This is a genomic window from Streptomyces sp. NPDC006309 (assembly GCF_040613095.1).
Lineage (GTDB): Bacteria > Actinomycetota > Actinomycetes > Streptomycetales > Streptomycetaceae > Streptomyces.
The window spans coordinates 1-15203 of sequence record NZ_JBEXRO010000034.1 but is presented as its reverse complement, the minus strand read 5'-3'; the positions used below and the strand labels follow the sequence as shown (position 1 = coordinate 15203).

Annotated in this window: 13 protein-coding genes; 11 read left to right on the top strand and 2 right to left on the bottom strand. The window is 73.2% G+C overall.

Annotated features, from left to right (window positions below; translation table 11 throughout):
- Positions 1–355: 355 nt before the first annotated feature.
- From ABZ117_RS30985 to ABZ117_RS30955, 7 genes are all read left to right on the top strand, one after another.
- A complete protein-coding gene (locus tag ABZ117_RS30985) occupies positions 356–1786 on the top strand; it encodes a hypothetical protein (RefSeq protein WP_356825538.1) in 1431 nt (476 codons plus the stop codon).
- Positions 1787–1979: 193 nt separating this feature from the next.
- Positions 1980–2822, top strand: coding sequence for a nitrilase-related carbon-nitrogen hydrolase (locus ABZ117_RS30980; RefSeq protein WP_356825536.1), 843 nt, complete (start codon positions 1980–1982; stop codon positions 2820–2822).
- Entirely contained in the window at positions 2819–4111 is a 1293-nt protein-coding gene (locus tag ABZ117_RS30975; RefSeq protein WP_356825534.1) for an aspartate aminotransferase family protein, read from the top strand. The genes ABZ117_RS30980 and ABZ117_RS30975 overlap by 4 nt, the downstream gene beginning before the upstream one ends.
- Before the next feature lie 105 nt (positions 4112–4216).
- The gene (gene hydA / locus ABZ117_RS30970; RefSeq protein WP_356825532.1) at positions 4217–5659 is read left to right on the top strand and encodes a dihydropyrimidinase; all 1443 of its coding nucleotides are present in this window, start codon (positions 4217–4219) and stop codon (positions 5657–5659) included.
- Between the two features lie 10 nt (positions 5660–5669).
- The gene (locus tag ABZ117_RS30965; RefSeq protein WP_356825530.1) at positions 5670–6689 is read left to right on the top strand and encodes a TIGR03842 family LLM class F420-dependent oxidoreductase; all 1020 of its coding nucleotides are present in this window, start codon (positions 5670–5672) and stop codon (positions 6687–6689) included.
- Positions 6690–6804: 115 nt separating this feature from the next.
- Complete coding sequence (locus ABZ117_RS30960; RefSeq protein ID WP_356825528.1) at positions 6805–8328, top strand: NCS1 family nucleobase:cation symporter-1; 1524 nt, start codon at positions 6805–6807, stop codon at positions 8326–8328.
- A 190-nt stretch (positions 8329–8518) separates the two neighbouring features.
- A complete protein-coding gene (locus ABZ117_RS30955) occupies positions 8519–9277 on the top strand; it encodes a hypothetical protein (protein WP_356825526.1) in 759 nt (252 codons plus the stop codon).
- 549 nt (positions 9278–9826) lie between these two features.
- On the opposite strand, the gene ABZ117_RS30950 is transcribed toward ABZ117_RS30955, so the two are convergent.
- Positions 9827–10495 carry a hypothetical protein gene (locus ABZ117_RS30950; protein ID WP_356825524.1) on the bottom strand — a complete coding sequence of 223 codons (669 nt, stop codon included), beginning with the start codon at positions 10493–10495 and terminating at the stop codon, positions 9827–9829.
- Between the two features lie 186 nt (positions 10496–10681).
- Positions 10682–11746 (bottom strand): lipoate--protein ligase family protein, encoded by a 1065-nt coding sequence (locus ABZ117_RS30945; protein WP_356825522.1) that lies wholly within the window; start codon positions 11744–11746, stop codon positions 10682–10684.
- A 267-nt stretch (positions 11747–12013) separates the two neighbouring features.
- On the opposite strand from ABZ117_RS30945, the gene ABZ117_RS30940 reads away from it, so the two are divergent.
- The 4 genes from ABZ117_RS30940 to ABZ117_RS30925 all read left to right on the top strand — a co-directional run.
- Positions 12014–12859: an inositol monophosphatase family protein gene (locus ABZ117_RS30940; RefSeq protein WP_356825520.1), complete on the top strand. Its 846-nt coding sequence runs from the start codon at positions 12014–12016 to the stop codon at positions 12857–12859.
- 86 nt (positions 12860–12945) lie between these two features.
- Positions 12946–14364, top strand: coding sequence for an NAD(P)/FAD-dependent oxidoreductase (locus ABZ117_RS30935; RefSeq protein ID WP_356825518.1), 1419 nt, complete (start codon positions 12946–12948; stop codon positions 14362–14364).
- Positions 14361–14873 carry an O-acetyl-ADP-ribose deacetylase gene (locus ABZ117_RS30930; RefSeq protein ID WP_356825516.1) on the top strand — a complete coding sequence of 171 codons (513 nt, stop codon included), beginning with the start codon at positions 14361–14363 and terminating at the stop codon, positions 14871–14873. Before ABZ117_RS30935 ends, ABZ117_RS30930 begins: the two co-directional genes overlap by 4 nt.
- A gap of 187 nt (positions 14874–15060) precedes the next feature.
- Positions 15061–15203: hydrophobic protein (locus ABZ117_RS30925; protein WP_356825624.1), on the top strand; the 143-nt coding region annotated here is incomplete at its 3' end.

The following is a 15203-nucleotide window of genomic DNA, read 5'->3' as shown; positions in this document are numbered from 1 at the left end:
GTTCCTTCGCTGACGACTGGCTCCGCCGGGTAACCGGGTGGGGGGCGGTTCATGCCCACGATGACACGATCCCCTGGGGCGGGCATGTTCGCCGCCGTGTCGTTCCGGGTGGGCACCGCTGGTCGTGAGGTGCGGGGTCCTTGCGCCGCCCGCACGGTTCCTCGCGCCCCCTCGGGCGGGCATTTTCGTGCCGGGTGGAGAAGCGGGGGCCGCGCTGGTCCGGACGGGCGGCCGTGGCCGGCAATCCCGCCAGGAGCCGTTCGCGCACTGCCGGAAAACTCCGCGTAGCAGGTCCGTAACACGACTGGTGTTGCCTACCGGACGGAGTGCCGGCAGCCGGGCGGGAGCGGGGGCGATGGCGGTGGATCGACTCCCCGGGGGTGTGCGGGAGTTCGCGAGCTACCTGGACGGGCTTCTGGCGCGGCTCGGGCAGGGCGGGGGGTGGAGCGCGGTCTTCTGGCACCGCGACCCCGAGGGCATGCGGGCCTGCCTGGACGGGCGCGAGATCCCCCCGTGGGATGTGGTCGAGGCCCTGCTGGAGGACCTCGGCGCGGCCTACGGTCCCGCCGTCGCGGCGGCCGAGCGGGAAGGGGCCCGCGCGCTGCACGCCGCCGCGCTCACCGCGTACGACGCCCGGCCCGGCGCCCGGGAGATCCTGGCCGACCGGCTCGACGTCATGCTCCGTGAGCAGCGCTACGCCGCGGCGCGCCACGCCGAGCTGAGCCGTCTGCTGTCCGGGCCGGTGTCCGGGGCGCGGGCCGAGACCCTGCGTCTCGACCTCGCCCAGGCCCGCGACGACCACGAACGCGCCACCGCACGCTGCGCCGAACTGCGCTCGCGCATCGCCGCGGCGGACCGGCCGAGGGCGCACGCGTTCCCCGGCCGGACCCCGGACCCGGCGCGCCCGGAGGACCCCTTCCGTACGACGCCCCCGGCTCGTCCGCCGTCTTCCGACGCCGTCCCCGGCGCGCCCTGGTACCCGCCGGTAGCCCCCGAGTCACCGGTGGTGCCCACCTCAGCGGCCCCCGTGCCCCCGACGGCCCCCGCCCCGCCCGTGACGCCCCCGCCGCGCAGGCGTCGCCGTGGTGGTGCGCGGTTCGCCGGGATGGGGGAGGGCGAGGCGGGCGCCCCGATGGCCGTGCCGCAGGCCTCCGGTCCGGGCGCCGGCGCCGGGGGCCGTACGCCTCGCGGGGCCCGGTTCGCCGGGGTGGAGGGGCCGGCCGTGGCGGTGCCGGTGGCTGCCGCGGTGGTGGACGAAGGGGCCGGGGAGGCGGTCGCCGGGGCCGTGGAGCGGCTCGCCCGGCTGCGGGCCGAGGGGCGCAGCGGCGAGGCGCACGTGCTGCTGGCCGAGGCCGCGCGGTGGCCCGCCGGCCGGCTGCCGCCGCTCGCGGACGCCCTGTACCGGGCCGGGCTCGGGGCCGACTGGACGACGCTGCTGTGGGAGGCCGCCTCGCTGCCCGCCGAGCGGCTGGTCGCCGTCGCCGACGCGCTCGCCGCGGCCGGCCGGGACGCCGACGCGCGGCAGATGCTGCGGCAGGGCGTGGCGAGGCCGGCCGAGCAGATCGGTGCGGCGGTGCTGCGGCTGGACGAGGCGGGCCGGCACCGGGAGGCGTGGGCCCTGCTGGACGCCTGTGTGCGGGTCCGTACGCCCGAGGAGGCCGCCCGGTGCGCCGCCGCCGGTCCGGAGCGCCTGGTGCCCCTCCTGCTGAGGGCCGCGCACGGCGTGTCCGACGAGCGGCACTGGGACGTTGTCCACGCGTTGCGGGTCGCCGGCCACGGACCGTGACCGGCGGCGCGGGAGCGCGTCCCGGCCCGCCCCCGACCGGCGGATCCGCTCACCCACCGGAGTGTGAAACGTGATCGACTCCGCGGGTTGACGACGATGGTCTTGGCAAGGGCCTCCCGGAGGCTTACGTTCGTCCCTCTACGGCCTGCTCTACGGGCGTAGAGGCTCTGAGGCCGCGTCGAAGGAGCAGCTCATGGCCAACGTCGTACGCGCCGCTCTGGTGCAGGCCACCTGGACCGGCGACACCGAGTCCATGGTGGCGAAACACGAGGAGCACGCCCGGGAGGCGGCTCGCCGGGGCGCACAGATCATCGGTTTCCAGGAAGTCTTCAACGCCCCGTACTTCTGTCAGGTGCAGGAGCCGGAGCACTACCGCTGGGCCGAGCCGGTGCCCGACGGGCCGACCGTCCGCCGGATGCGGGACCTCGCCCGCGAGACCGGCATGGTGATCGTCGTACCGGTCTTCGAGGTCGAGCAGTCCGGTTTCTACTACAACACCGCCGCCGTGATCGACGCCGACGGCACCTACCTCGGCAAGTACCGCAAGCACCACATCCCCCAGGTCAAGGGCTTCTGGGAGAAGTACTACTTCAAGCCCGGCAACCTGGGCTGGCCCGTCTTCGACACCACCGTCGGCAAGGTCGGGGTCTACATCTGCTACGACCGGCACTTCCCGGAGGGCTGGCGGCAACTCGGCCTGAACGGCGCCCAGCTGGTCTACAACCCCTCCGCCACCCACCGGGGCCTGTCCGCCCACCTGTGGCAGCTGGAGCAGCCCGCCGCGGCCGTCGCCAACGAGTACTTCGTCGCCGCCATCAACCGGGTGGGGCAGGAGGAGTACGGCGACAACGACTTCTACGGCACCTCGTACTTCGTCGATCCGCGCGGGCGCTTCGTGGGGGAGACCGCCGACGACAAGTCCGAGGAACTCCTCGTCCGCGACCTCGACTTCGACCTCATCGAGGAGGTGCGGCAGCAGTGGGCCTTCTACCGTGACCGCCGCCCCGACGCCTACGACGGGCTGGTGCGGCCGTGAACGACCTCTACTCCCGTCACCGCCGTGTGCTGCCCGACTGGCTCGCCCTCTACTACGACGACCCGATCGAGATCACCCACGGCGAGGGCCGGTACGTCTGGGACTCCGCCGGCCGCAGATACCTGGACTTCTTCGGCGGCATCCTGACCACGTCGACCGCGCACGCGCTGCCCGAGGTGACCAAGGCGGTCAGCGAGCAGGCCGCCCGGATCATCCACTCCTCGACCCTCTACCTCAACCGGCCGATGGTCGAACTCGCCGAGCGCATCGCCCAGGTGAGCGCCATCCCCGACGCCCGCGTGTTCTTCACCACCTCCGGCACCGAGGCCAACGACACCGCACTGCTCCTCGCCACCGCCTACCGGCGCAGCAACACCGTGCTGGCCATGCGCAACAGCTACCACGGCCGTTCCTTCAGCACGGTCGGCATCACCGGCAACCGCGGCTGGTCCCCGACCTCGCTGTCCCCGCTGCACACCCTGTACGTCCACGGCGGCGTGCGCACCCGTGGGCCGTACGCGGAGCTGGACGACCGCGCGTTCACCGACGCGTGCGTCGCCGACCTGAAGGACGTCCTCGGTCACATCCGGCCACCCGCCGCGCTGATCGCCGAACCCGTCCAGGGCGTCGGCGGGTTCACCTCGCCGCCCGACGGGCTGTACGCGGCGTTCCGTGAAGTCCTCGCCGCCCACGGGATCCTGTGGATCACCGACGAGGTGCAGACCGGCTGGGGCCGCACCGGCGACCACTTCTGGGGCTGGCAGGCGCACGCCCGCAGCGGCCCCCCGGACATCGTCACCTTCGCCAAGGGCATCGGCAACGGCATGTCCGTCGGCGGGGTCGTCGCCCGCGCCGAGATCATGAACTGCCTGGACGCCAACAGCATCTCCACCTTCGGCGGCACCCAGCTCACCATGGCCGCCGCCCTCGCCAACCTCGATCACCTCCTGGCGCACGACCTCCAGGGAAACGCCCGGCGGGTCGGCGGACTGCTCATCGAGCGGCTCCGTACGGTCGCCGCCCAGCTGCCCGGAGTGCGGGAGGTACGCGGACGGGGGCTGATGATCGGCGTCGAACTGGTCAGACCGGGCACGGACGAAGCCGACCCGCAGGCCGTCGCCGCGGTGCTGGAGGCGGCCCGCGACGGCGGACTGCTCATCGGCAAGGGCGGCGGTCACGACACCAGCGCCCTGCGGATCGCCCCGCCGCTGTCCCTGACCGTCGCCGAGGCCGAAGAGGGCGCGGCGATCCTGGAACAGGCGCTGAGAAGCGTGGACGACAGCAGCTGACCAGCGCCACCGGCGGCAGCCGGGGGGCGCACGGAGACGACCGCCGCCCCCCGGCGGGAGCGCCGCCGACCGCGCCCCGACCGTACCGTCGACCGAGGGAGCAGCATGAGCAGCCGTACCGTCATCCGCGGCGGTCTCGTCATCACCGCGTCGGACGAGATCCACGCCGACGTCCTGATCGAGGACGGCCGCATCGCCGCCCTCGCCGCCTCCGGCACGCCCGCGGCCGGGGCGTTCACCGCCGGGCGAAGCGAGAGCGGGGCACCCCCGGCCGAAGAGTGGGGGAGGGTCATCGACGCCACCGGGAAGTACGTCATCCCGGGCGGCGTCGACGCCCACACCCACATGGAGCTGCCCTTCGGCGGCACCTTCGCCTCGGACACCTTCGAGACCGGCACCCGGGCCGCGGCCTGGGGCGGTACGACGACGATCGTCGACTTCGCGGTGCAGAGCGTCGGCCACACCCTGCGCGAGGGCCTGGACGCCTGGCACGCCAAGGCCGAGGGCAACTGCGCGATCGACTACGGCTTCCACATGATCGTCTCCGACGTGCACCAGGAGACGCTCAAGGAGATGGACAAGCTGGTCGAGGAGGGGGTGACGAGCTTCAAGCAGTTCATGGCCTACCCGGGGGTGTTCTACAGCGACGACGGCCAGATCCTGCGCGCCATGCAGCGCTCCGCCGAGAACGGCGGCCTGATCATGATGCACGCCGAGAACGGCATCGCCATCGACGTCCTGGTCGAACAGGCCCTCGCCCGCGGCGAGACCGACCCCCGCTACCACGGTGAGGTCCGCAAGGCCCTGCTGGAGGCCGAGGCCACCCACCGCGCCATCCGCCTCGCCCAGGTCGCCGGCGCCCCGCTGTACGTCGTGCACGTCTCCGCCACCGAGGCGGTCGCCGAGCTGGCCCGGGCCCGGGACGAGGGGCTGAACGTCTTCGGCGAGACCTGCCCGCAGTACCTGTTCCTGTCCACCGACAACCTCGCCGAACCGGACTTCGAGGGCGCCAAGTACGTGTGCTCCACCCCGCTGCGGCCGAGGGAGCACCAGGCCGCCCTGTGGAAGGGGCTGCGCACCAACGACCTCCAGGTGGTCTCCACCGACCACTGCCCCTTCTGCTTCACCGGCCAGAAGGAGCTGGGCCGCGGCGACTTCTCCAAGATCCCCAACGGCCTGCCGGGCGTGGAGAACCGGATGGACCTGCTGCACCAGGCCGTCGTCGACGGGCACATCTCCCGCCGCCGCTGGATCGAGATCGCCTGTGCCGCCCCGGCCCGCATGTTCGGCCTGTACCCGAAGAAGGGCACCCTCGCCCCGGGCGCCGACGCGGACGTCGTCATCTACGACCCGCACGCCGAACAGGTGCTGTCCGCCGAGACCCACCACATGAACGTGGACTACTCGGCGTACGAGGGCAGGCGCGTCACCGGTCGCGTCGAGACGGTCCTCTCGCGGGGTGAACTCGTCATCGACCGGCGGGAGTACACCGGCCGCGCCGGACACGGCGTCTACACCCCGCGCTCCACCTGTCAGTACCTCGCCTAGGAGCGGCCCCATGGACTTCGGCCTCGTCCTCCAGACGGACCCGCCGGCCTCCCGCGTCATCAGCCTGATGAAGCGGGCCGAACGCAACGGCTTCCGCTACGGCTGGACCTTCGACTCCGCCGTGCTGTGGCAGGAGCCGTTCGTGATCCACAGCCAGATCCTCGCCAACACCTCCAGGCTCAAGGTCGGCCCGATGGTCACCAACCCGGGCACGCGCGCCTGGGAGGTCACCGCCTCCACCTTCGCCACCCTCAACGACATGTTCGGCAACCGCACCGTCTGCGGCATCGGCCGCGGTGACTCCGCGATGCGCGTCGCCGGCCGCGCACCCAACACCCTCGCCCGGCTCAGCGGGGCCATGAAGGTGATCCGCGCCCTCGGCCGCGGCGAGGAGGCCGACCTCGGCGGCACGAAGATCCGGTTCCCGTGGGTCGGGGAGGGAGCCGAACTCCCCGTCTGGATGGCCGCGTACGGACCGAAGGCGCTGAAGATGGCCGGCGAGGAGGCCGACGGGTTCATCCTCCAGCTGTCCGACCTGTACCTGACCGAGTACATGGTGAAGACCGTCAAGGAGGCGGCGGCCGCCGCCGGACGCGACCCCGCCGAGGTCACCGTCTGCGTGGCCGCGCCCGCCTACGTCACCGAGGACGACTCGCCCGGGGCCCTCGCCCACGCCCGCGAGCAGTGCCGCTGGTTCGGCGGCATGGTCGGCAACCACGTCGCCGACCTGGTCGCCAGATACGGCGAACACTCCGGCCGCATCCCCGGGGAACTCACCGACTACATCAGGTCCCGGCACGGCTACGACTACGCCCACCACGGGCGCAGCGACAACCCGGACACCCGGTTCGTGCCCGACGAGATCGTGGACCGGTTCTGCGTGATCGGTCCCGCGCAGAAGCACATCGAGAAGCTGACCGCGCTGCGAGCCCTGGGCGTCGACCAGTTCGCCGTGTACGACATGCACGACGCGCAGGAGGCGACGATCGACGCCTACGGCAGCCGGATCATCCCCGCCGTCAACGCCTGACCCCTGGGCCCGCCCCCGGCCCCGCCCCTCCTGGTCTCCCCCTCCCCGCCGTCCCGGGGAGGGGGCCGGTGCCCGCACGGCCGTTCTCGACCCCTCCTCCCCGATTGGCCGGCCCATGACCGACACCGCTCCCCCTCACATACCGCCGACCCAGATCACCCTCCCCGACGGCCGGGTGGAGATCGCTCCCGGCGCGCCCCGGCCCGACGGCCCCTACGCCAACGCGGACCTGCTCCCGGTTCCCGCGGCCGACCGCACCTGGACGACGTACGACTTCTCGGCCCTGTGGGTGGGCATGGCCCACAACACGGCGTCCTGGACCCTGGCCTCCGGACTGATCGCGGTGGGCATGGACTGGAAGCAGGCGGTGCTCACCATCGGCCTCGCCAACCTGATCGTGCTGCTGCCGATGCTGCTGACCGGGCACGCGGGACCCAAGTACGGCATCCCCTTCCCCGTCTTCGCCCGGGCCTCCTTCGGCGTGCGCGGCGCCAACCTGCCCGCGGTGGTGCGGGCGTTGGTGGCGTGCGGCTGGTTCGGCATCCAGACCTGGATCGGCGGCGAGGCGATCTACTTCCTCGCCGGGAAACTCGTCGGCGCCGGCTGGTCCGACGCCTCGCGCGTCGGCGGCCACGCGTGGACCATGTGGCTGTCCTTCGCGCTGTTCTGGCTCCTCCAGGTCGCCATCATCCACCGCGGCATGGAGACCGTCCGCCGCTTCGAGAACTGGGCCGCGCCCTTCGTGCTCGTCGGCGCGTTCGTGATGCTCGGGTGGATGAGCGCCAAGGCAGGCGGTGTCGGCCCGCTCTTCGGGCAGCCCTCCCGGCTGGGCTGGGGCGGCGACTTCTGGGAGCTGTTCTGGCCGTCCCTCATGGGCATGATCGGCTTCTGGTCCACGCTGTCACTGAACATCCCCGACTTCACCCGCTACGGAAAGAGCCAGCGGGCGCAGACCCGGGGTCAGGCCCTGGGGCTGCCGACCACGATGACCCTCTTCGCCTTCCTCTCCGTGCTCGTCACGTCCGGTTCGCAGGCGGTGTACGGCAAGCCGGTCTGGGACCCGGTCCAGCTCGCCGCGAAGACCGACAACGCGGCAGGACTGCTCTACGCCCTGGTCACCGTGCTGGTGGCGACCCTGTCCGTGAACATCGCCGCCAACCTGGTCTCCCCGGCCTTCGACTTCTCCAACGTGGCGCCCAGGAAGGTGAGTTTCCGTACCGGCGCCCTGATCACCGCCGTCCTCGCCGTACTGATCCGCCCGTGGCGGCTGTACGCCGACCCGCAGGGCTACATCTTCACCTGGCTCGGCCTGGTCGGCGGGCTGCTCGGCACGGTCGCGGGCATCCTCGTCGCCGACTACTGGCTGCTGCGCCGCACCCGCCTGGATCTCGCCGACCTGTACCGCGCGGGCGGCCGGTACTGGTACACCGGCGGCTGGAACTGGCGGGCGGTCGCCGCCTTCCTGGCCGGCGGGGTCCTCGCGGTCGGCGGCGCCGGCCTCGAACCGCTGGCCGACGGCCGCCCGATCCCGGCACTGTCCCCGCTCGCCGACTACGGCTGGGCGGTGGGCCTGGGCACCTCCCTGGCGCTGTACACGGCGCTGACCCTGCTCTCGGGCCGGGAGGCGCGAACGGCCTGACCGGCCGGCCCCCTCGGCCTCCACGTGCGTCCGCGCGCGGCTCGCGCCCGGCCGCACCCCTTCCCGCGACGGCGGATCGGGCGGAAAGCGGCCGACAGCCGGGCGTTGTCCGGCAGGACGCCGGTCAGCTGCGCCGGACCCGCCCGCCGGACCGGCGCGACGGGCACCCTGGGCGCGGAGGGAGCGACATATGAGGGAGACCCGTGCCGTACCGGCGGCCGACCGCGCCGCCGCCGCGCTCGCGCGCACCGCCGGCCTGTCCCTGCCGTTCGATCCGGGGTCGTACCAGGGCGTACACGGCCCGGAACTCGACCTGCTCACCGACGAACTCGAAGCGTTACTGAGCGAATTGAGGGACCAGGGCGGTGATGACGCGACGGCCGCGGCGGTCGCCGAACGGCTCGGCCGCTGCCTCGCCCTGCGGTTCGTCCTGGCAGACGCCCCCGGCGACCGGGAACGCGCCCTGCGGCTGCCGGAGGCGGCGCGCACGTCGGTCACGCTCGGCGCCGAGAACCGGGAGACCGCGCGCCGGGACCTCGTGACGCTGCTCGGGTCGCGGATGGTGCGGCTGACCCGCGAAGCGCCGGCCGGGCTCGACGCGTCGCCGGTCATCGACCAGCTCAGGTACCTGTTCAGGGTCGGCGCGCCGCTCGGCCACGGCGGCTCGGGCCTGGTGGAGGACACCGGCCTGCTCGTACGGCTGCTGCTCGAACGGGAACCCGACGGCATGACGCCCGAACTCCGCGACCCCCTGCGCTCCATGGGCGAACTGTCCGAGGCACTGGTGGGCGGCGAGACGGAGAAGGTCGTCCAGCTGACCCGGAACATGGCCGGCACCCTGCACGGCGACGCCCTGCCCCCCCTCGCTCGCCACCCTGCTGCCCCTGCTGCTCCGCCTGCTGGAGCAGTCCCCCGGCACCCTCCCGCCGACGCCGCAGGGCACCGGTGACGCGCCGGCCGACGGCCCCGGCGACTTCGACGAGGTCCGGGACACACTGACCCGGTTCCTCGCCAGCGCCGAGGTGATGGCACCCGGCAGCCTCCCGCCGCAGGACCTGCCGGGCTCCTCGCCCACCTGTCGCAGGGACGGGCAGCCCCCGCGGGGGAGGACGGCCGCGCACCCCTGCCGTCCCGGACGGTCGCCGCGCTCTTCCACATCGCCCAGACCACCGGCACCGGCGACATGCAGGGATTCAGGGAGCGCCGCGGCTGATGCACGAGGCCCGGGCCGACGGGGAACTGGACAGGGGGGTGCACCGGGAACGGCTGCGCACCGTCGTGCCCGGACCGCTCGTCGGCGCGTCCCTCGCCGGCGGCAGCCTCCGGGACGAGGACAAGCCCTGCTGGAGGCGCAGCGCTGGGACGACGACCCGTCGAGCGGCCTCGCCGCCACCCTGCGCCTGTGCGGGGAGGCCGCACGGCTGCACGCCCGCCTGACGTCCGCCCCGGACCGGGGTGACGACGCGGCCGGCGGAGCAGGGCCCCGGCGTACGGCTGCTCAGCCCTGACCGCCGCCCAGCGCGGCGACCGCCGCCTTCGCCGCCTTGATGGCCCCCTTGTTGATCTCGTCGGTGGCGGGGGCCTTCTTGGTCTCGAAGTCGCTGCCGTTGTAGGTGACGACGACGAGCGCGTTGGCGGCCCGGGCCAGCACCACACCCTCGCGGGTCTGCTGCTTGTCCTCGGTGGTGAGGTCGACCACCGAGTAGCCGCTGTCCCCGAGTCCGGGGACGGCCCCGCCGCCGCTCTTCTCGCGTATCCGCTGCTCGTACTCCTCGCGCGCCTCCCGGTCCGACCCGGTGATCTCGAAGGACACGTCGAGCCAGCGGTAGTCGTAACCCGTGAGCGCGTTCCAGGAGCAGGTGCGGCGCAGCTCGGTGTCGGTCGACGGGATCTCCTTGCCGGCCGTCTTCGCCCCCGGCACCAGGGACTTGACGGTGGCCACGGGCACACTGGCGCAGGGGGCGGGCGCGGCGGTGTACGTCTTCGGCGCCGCCGCCGTGGCCGAGGGCGCCGCGGAGGTGGCATCGGCGGACACTCGCTGGGCCGTCGGGTGCCCGGCGGCGGGCGGGGTGACCGGTCCGGACGTCAGCGCCCAGCCGGCGCAGGCGAGCACCGCGACCGGCGACAGACGCGCGGTGAGGGCGAGCGGCAGAGGAAGGGAACGCACGGCGCACTTCTCGTGGGGAAGGGGGTGCGGAGGGGTCCGCAGGGTGGACGGGGGACGACAGTGTCACATGACTGCCTGTGCCGCGGAAGTGCCGACGCACTGCGTACCCACCCGGTCACGACAACCCGCGTACGGTGTGCCGCTATGTCCGTTATCCGGCGCTCCCTGGCTGCGGAACCCCCGGTCCTACGGCACTCTCGCCGTCCACCGCGGTGACGTGAACTTGGTGCGGGCCAGCTCCTCGGCGCGTTCCAGCTCCTCGGCGGTGACCTTGCCCCGTGTCAGTCCGTAGCGCGCGCCGAAGGACTCGATCATCCGGTCGATGACCGCCTCCCGCGGCAGCCCCGTCTGACGCCGCAGCGGATCGACTCTCTTCCGGGCGCTCTTCGTGCCCTTGTCGGACAGCTTCTCCCGCCCGATCCGCAGGACCTCCACCATCTTGTCCGCGTCGATGTCGTACGACATCGTCACGTGGTGCAGTACGGCCCCCGGCCCGCCACCGGGGCCGACGATCCGCTTCTGCGCCGCGCCCGCGATCTTGCCCTGGTCGGTCGCGATGTCGTTCAGCGGCTGGTACCAGGCGTGGATGCCCATGTCGCCGAGGGCGCCCAGCACCCAGTCGTCCAGATAGGCGTAGCTGTCCTGGAAGGACAGGCCATGGACGAGCGACTCGGGCACCGACAGGGAGTAGGTGATCGTGTTGCCGGGCTCCACGAACATCGCGCCGCCACCGGAGATCCGCCGCACCACCTCGATGCCGTGCCGGACGGCGCCCTCCGCGTCCACCTCGTTGCGCAGCGACTGGAAACTGCCGATGATCACCGCCGGGGCGCCCCACTCCCACACGCGCAGCGTCGGAGGGCGCCGGCCCGCGGCCACCTGCGCGGTCAGCACTTCGTCCAGCGCCATGTGCAGGGCCGGCGACTGCGGACTCTCGTGGATCAGCTGCCAGTCGTAGTCCGTCCAGTCCGTGGCGTGCGCGAGCGCCCGGCGCACCGCGATCGCCACGCCCTCCGCCGTCAGGCCGTACATCACCGTCCCGGCGGGCAGAGCCGCCTCGATCCGTGCCGCGAGCCCCGCCGCGTCGGTGTCCGCCGGCGCGCCCTCCAACGCGCGGTTCACCGCGTCCAGCGCCTCGTCCGGCTCCAGGAAGAAGTCCCCGGCCACCCGCACGTCCCGCAGCACACCGCCCGCGGCCTCCACGTCCACGACGACGAGCTTGCCGCCGGGCACCTTGTACTCACCATGCACTTGCCAGGGCCTCCGTTCCTCCCGCCGGACCAACGCCCGGGCGAGCCGGGGCGTTCCCCGACCGCGGCGTGGTCCGTAGCATGCCGGGCGAGCAGAGGAGCACACGCGTGTTCACCACCCGGCCCGCCCTCCGTGCGGCCCCGCCCGGTCCGAGGGGCGGCTGTGCGCGGTGGCCCGGGACCCTCCGCCCTCCGTCGTTCATCCCGATTCCATCCGCAGTGCACCCGTGGGGCGGGGACTGTCAGTGGGACGTGCTCTCATGGAGTCATGATCGAAGAAACGGAAACCATCGAGGAGTTTCTCGCCCGCTGCTCGGCCGACGTGGAAGAGGCGGTCCGCAAGGCCGCCGCGGCCGAGATCCTGCCCCGCTTCCGCCGTCTCGCCGAGCACGAGGTGGAGCAGAAGAGCGGCCCGCACGACCTGGTGACGGACGCCGACCGCCTTGCCGAGCTGCGGCTCACCGAGGACCTCGGCGCCCTGCTGCCCGGCTCGGTCGTGGTCGGCGAGGAAGCGGTGCACGCCAACCCCGCGGTGTACGAGGCGCTCCGGGGCGAGGCGCCGGTCTGGATCGTCGACCCGGTCGACGGCACCCGCCAGTTCGTGCACGGCGACGACGGCTTCTGCACGCTGGTCGCCCTCGCCCACCGCGGCACCGTGATCGCCTCCTGGACGTACGCGGCGGCCCGCGACCAGTTCGCCACCGCCGTCCGCGGCCGCGGCGCCTTCCTCGACGGCGAGCGGCTGTTCGCGGGGCCGCCCGCGCCCGGCCGGGACCTCGCGGTCGCCGTCTCCCACCCCGACTTCACCACCGACGAGCAGAAGCGGGCCCTGAAGGCCCTGTGGACCGACGGCCTCGCGCCGCGCCCGTGCGGCTCCGCGGGGCTGGAGTATCTCGCCGTCGCCCGGGGCGAGCTGGACGCGGTCGCGTTCTCCTGGGAGGCCGCCTGGGACCACGCGGCGGGTCTGCTCCTGGTCGAGGAGGCGGGGGGCACGCACGTCACGCTGACCGGTGAGCCGTTCCGGATCACCGGCGGGAACGTCCTGCCGTTCACCGCCGCCCGTGACGCCGCCACCGCCCGCCGGCTGGCCGGCCTGCTGGGCGCGGCGTCCTGAGGTCCGGGGCCACCCGGCCCGGGGGAGGGCAGGCTCCCGGCATATCCTGCTCGCGAATGGCCGTCGGCTGACGAAGGGGTCCGAAGGTGCCGTCGATGCTCGATGCGGTCGTGGTGGGTGCGGGACCGAACGGACTGACCGCAGCCGTGGAGCTGGCCCGCCGGGGCTTCTCCGTGGCCCTGTTCGAGGCGCGGCCCACGGTCGGCGGCGGCGCCCGCACCGCGGAGCTGACGCTGCCCGGCTTCCGGCACGACCCGTGCTCGGCGGCCCATCCCCTCGGCATCAACTCCCCGGCGTTCCGCGCCCTGCCGCTCGACCGGTACGGCCTGGAGTGGCTGCACGCCCCGCTGCCCATGGCCCACCCGTTCCCGGACGGCACCGCGTCCGTGCTGTCCCGGTCGGTGGCCGAGACGGCCGCCTCCTTCGGACCGCGCGACGCGGGCCCGTACCGCAGACTGGTCGAGCCGCTCCTCGCCCACTGGGACACGCTGGTCCGGGACTTCATGTCCCTGCCGCTGACCGCGCTCCCGCGCGACCCCGTCACCCTGGCCCGCTTCGGCCTGGTCGGGCTGCCGCCGTCCACCTGGCTGATGCGCCGCTTCCGGGACGAACAGGTCAAGGCCCTCTTCTCCGGCCTGGTCGCCCATGTGATGGCGCCGCTCAACGGCCTGGCCACCAGCGCCATCGGGCTGGTGTTCGCCCTCGCCGCCCACGCCCGCGGCTGGCCGGTGCCGCGCGGCGGCTCCCAGGCCATCTCCGACGCCCTCGCCGCCTATCTGACGGACCTCGGCGGTGAGGTGCACACGGACTACGAGGTCAAGCGCCTGGACGACCTGCCGCCGGCGCGCGCCTACGTCTTCGACACCTCGCCCACCGCGCTCGCCCGTATCGCGGGCTTCGGTGACCACTACGCGAACTACCGCTACGGCCCCGGCGTCTTCAAGATCGACTACGCGCTGGACGGTCCGGTGCCCTGGACCGCGCCCGAGGCCCGCGTCGCCGGTACCGTCCAGATCGGTGCGAGCCAGGCCGAGATCGGCACCGCTCTGCGCGCCGCCTCCCGGGAGGGCCGCGCCCCCGACCGGCCCTTCATGATCACCGTGCAGCCCAGCGTCGTCGACCCGACCCGCGCCCCCGAGGGCAAGCACGTCTTCTGGGCCTACGGCCATGTGCCGAACGGCTGGTCCGGCGACCTCACCGACGCCCTGGAACGCCAGCTGGAGCGCTTCGCGCCCGGCTTCCGTGACCGCGTCCTCGCCCGCGCCGTCGCCGGCCCCGCCGAGATGGCCGCCCACAACGCCAACTACGTCGGCGGTGACATCGCCTGCGGCGCGGCCTCCGGACTCCAGCTGCTGCTGCGCCCCAGGCTGTCCCTGTTCCCCTACCACACGCCCCATCCGGCCGTGTTCATCTGCTCCTCGGCCACTCCGCCCGGGCCCGGTGTCCACGGCATGTCGGGGCACAACGCCGCCAAGGCCGTCTGGCGCAGGCTGAGGCAGACATGACCCGCCTCACCCTCGTCCAGGGCGACATCACCCGGCAGCGCGCCGACGCCCTCGTCAACGCCGCGAACTCCTCGCTCCTCGGCGGCGGGGGCGTGGACGGCGCCATCCACCGCCGCGGCGGCCCCGCGATCCTGGCGGAGTGCCGCGCGCTGCGCGCCTCCCGGTACGGCAAGGGCCTGCCCACGGGCCGGGCCGTCGCCACCACGGCGGGTGAACTCGACGCCCGCTGGGTGATCCACACCGTCGGCCCGGTGTACCAGGGCTCGGACGACGGGTCCGTGCTGCTCGCGTCCTGCTACCGGGAGTGTCTCCGGGTCGCCGACGAGCTGGGTGCCCGCACGGTCGCGTTCCCGGCGATCTCCACGGGCGTGTACGGGTGGCCGATGGACGACGCGGCCCGCATCGCGACGGAGACCGTACGGAACACGCCGGCCGGCGTCGAAGAGGTGCGGTTCGTCCTGTTCGACGACCACGCGTACGAGGCGTTCGCCCGGCGACTGCCCGGATAGGCCGCCGCGCGGTACCTGGCCCGTTCGCTGGTGGGCCCCGGTTCGACGAACCGTGACGCGTACGGCGCCGGAGAGCGGGAACAACGCACGGCGCGCGAGTATGCCCGCCGATGTGAAGAACTAACTCCTATTCTGTGTGCTTGTAGGACTGAAGTAAGGGCATGCGGTGGCCAGGAGGTTGATAACAATGGTTCCCCTGCTTCTGGTTCTTCTTCTGGCTCTGATCCTCTTCGGTGCGGGTTTCGCACTGAAGGCGCTGTGGTGGATCGCGGTGATCGTCCTGATCGTGTGGCTGCTGGGCTTCGTGGTCCGCTCCGCGGACGGTGGTGG

What these genes read in the sequence shown, in the direction of transcription:
- ABZ117_RS30985 (WP_356825538.1), top strand. Translation starts at nt 356, where the DNA reads ATGGCGGTGGATCGACTCCCCGGGGGTGTGCGGGAGTTCGCGAGCTAC.
- ABZ117_RS30980 (WP_356825536.1), top strand. Translation starts at nt 1,980, where the DNA reads ATGGCCAACGTCGTACGCGCCGCTCTGGTGCAGGCCACCTGGACCGGC.
- hydA (WP_356825532.1), top strand. Translation starts at nt 4,217, where the DNA reads ATGAGCAGCCGTACCGTCATCCGCGGCGGTCTCGTCATCACCGCGTCG.
- ABZ117_RS30965 (WP_356825530.1), top strand. Translation starts at nt 5,670, where the DNA reads ATGGACTTCGGCCTCGTCCTCCAGACGGACCCGCCGGCCTCCCGCGTC.
- ABZ117_RS30960 (WP_356825528.1), top strand. Translation starts at nt 6,805, where the DNA reads ATGACCGACACCGCTCCCCCTCACATACCGCCGACCCAGATCACCCTC.
- ABZ117_RS30955 (WP_356825526.1), top strand. Translation starts at nt 8,519, where the DNA reads ATGAGGGAGACCCGTGCCGTACCGGCGGCCGACCGCGCCGCCGCCGCG.
- ABZ117_RS30940 (WP_356825520.1), top strand. Translation starts at nt 12,014, where the DNA reads ATGATCGAAGAAACGGAAACCATCGAGGAGTTTCTCGCCCGCTGCTCG.
- ABZ117_RS30930 (WP_356825516.1), top strand. Translation starts at nt 14,361, where the DNA reads ATGACCCGCCTCACCCTCGTCCAGGGCGACATCACCCGGCAGCGCGCC.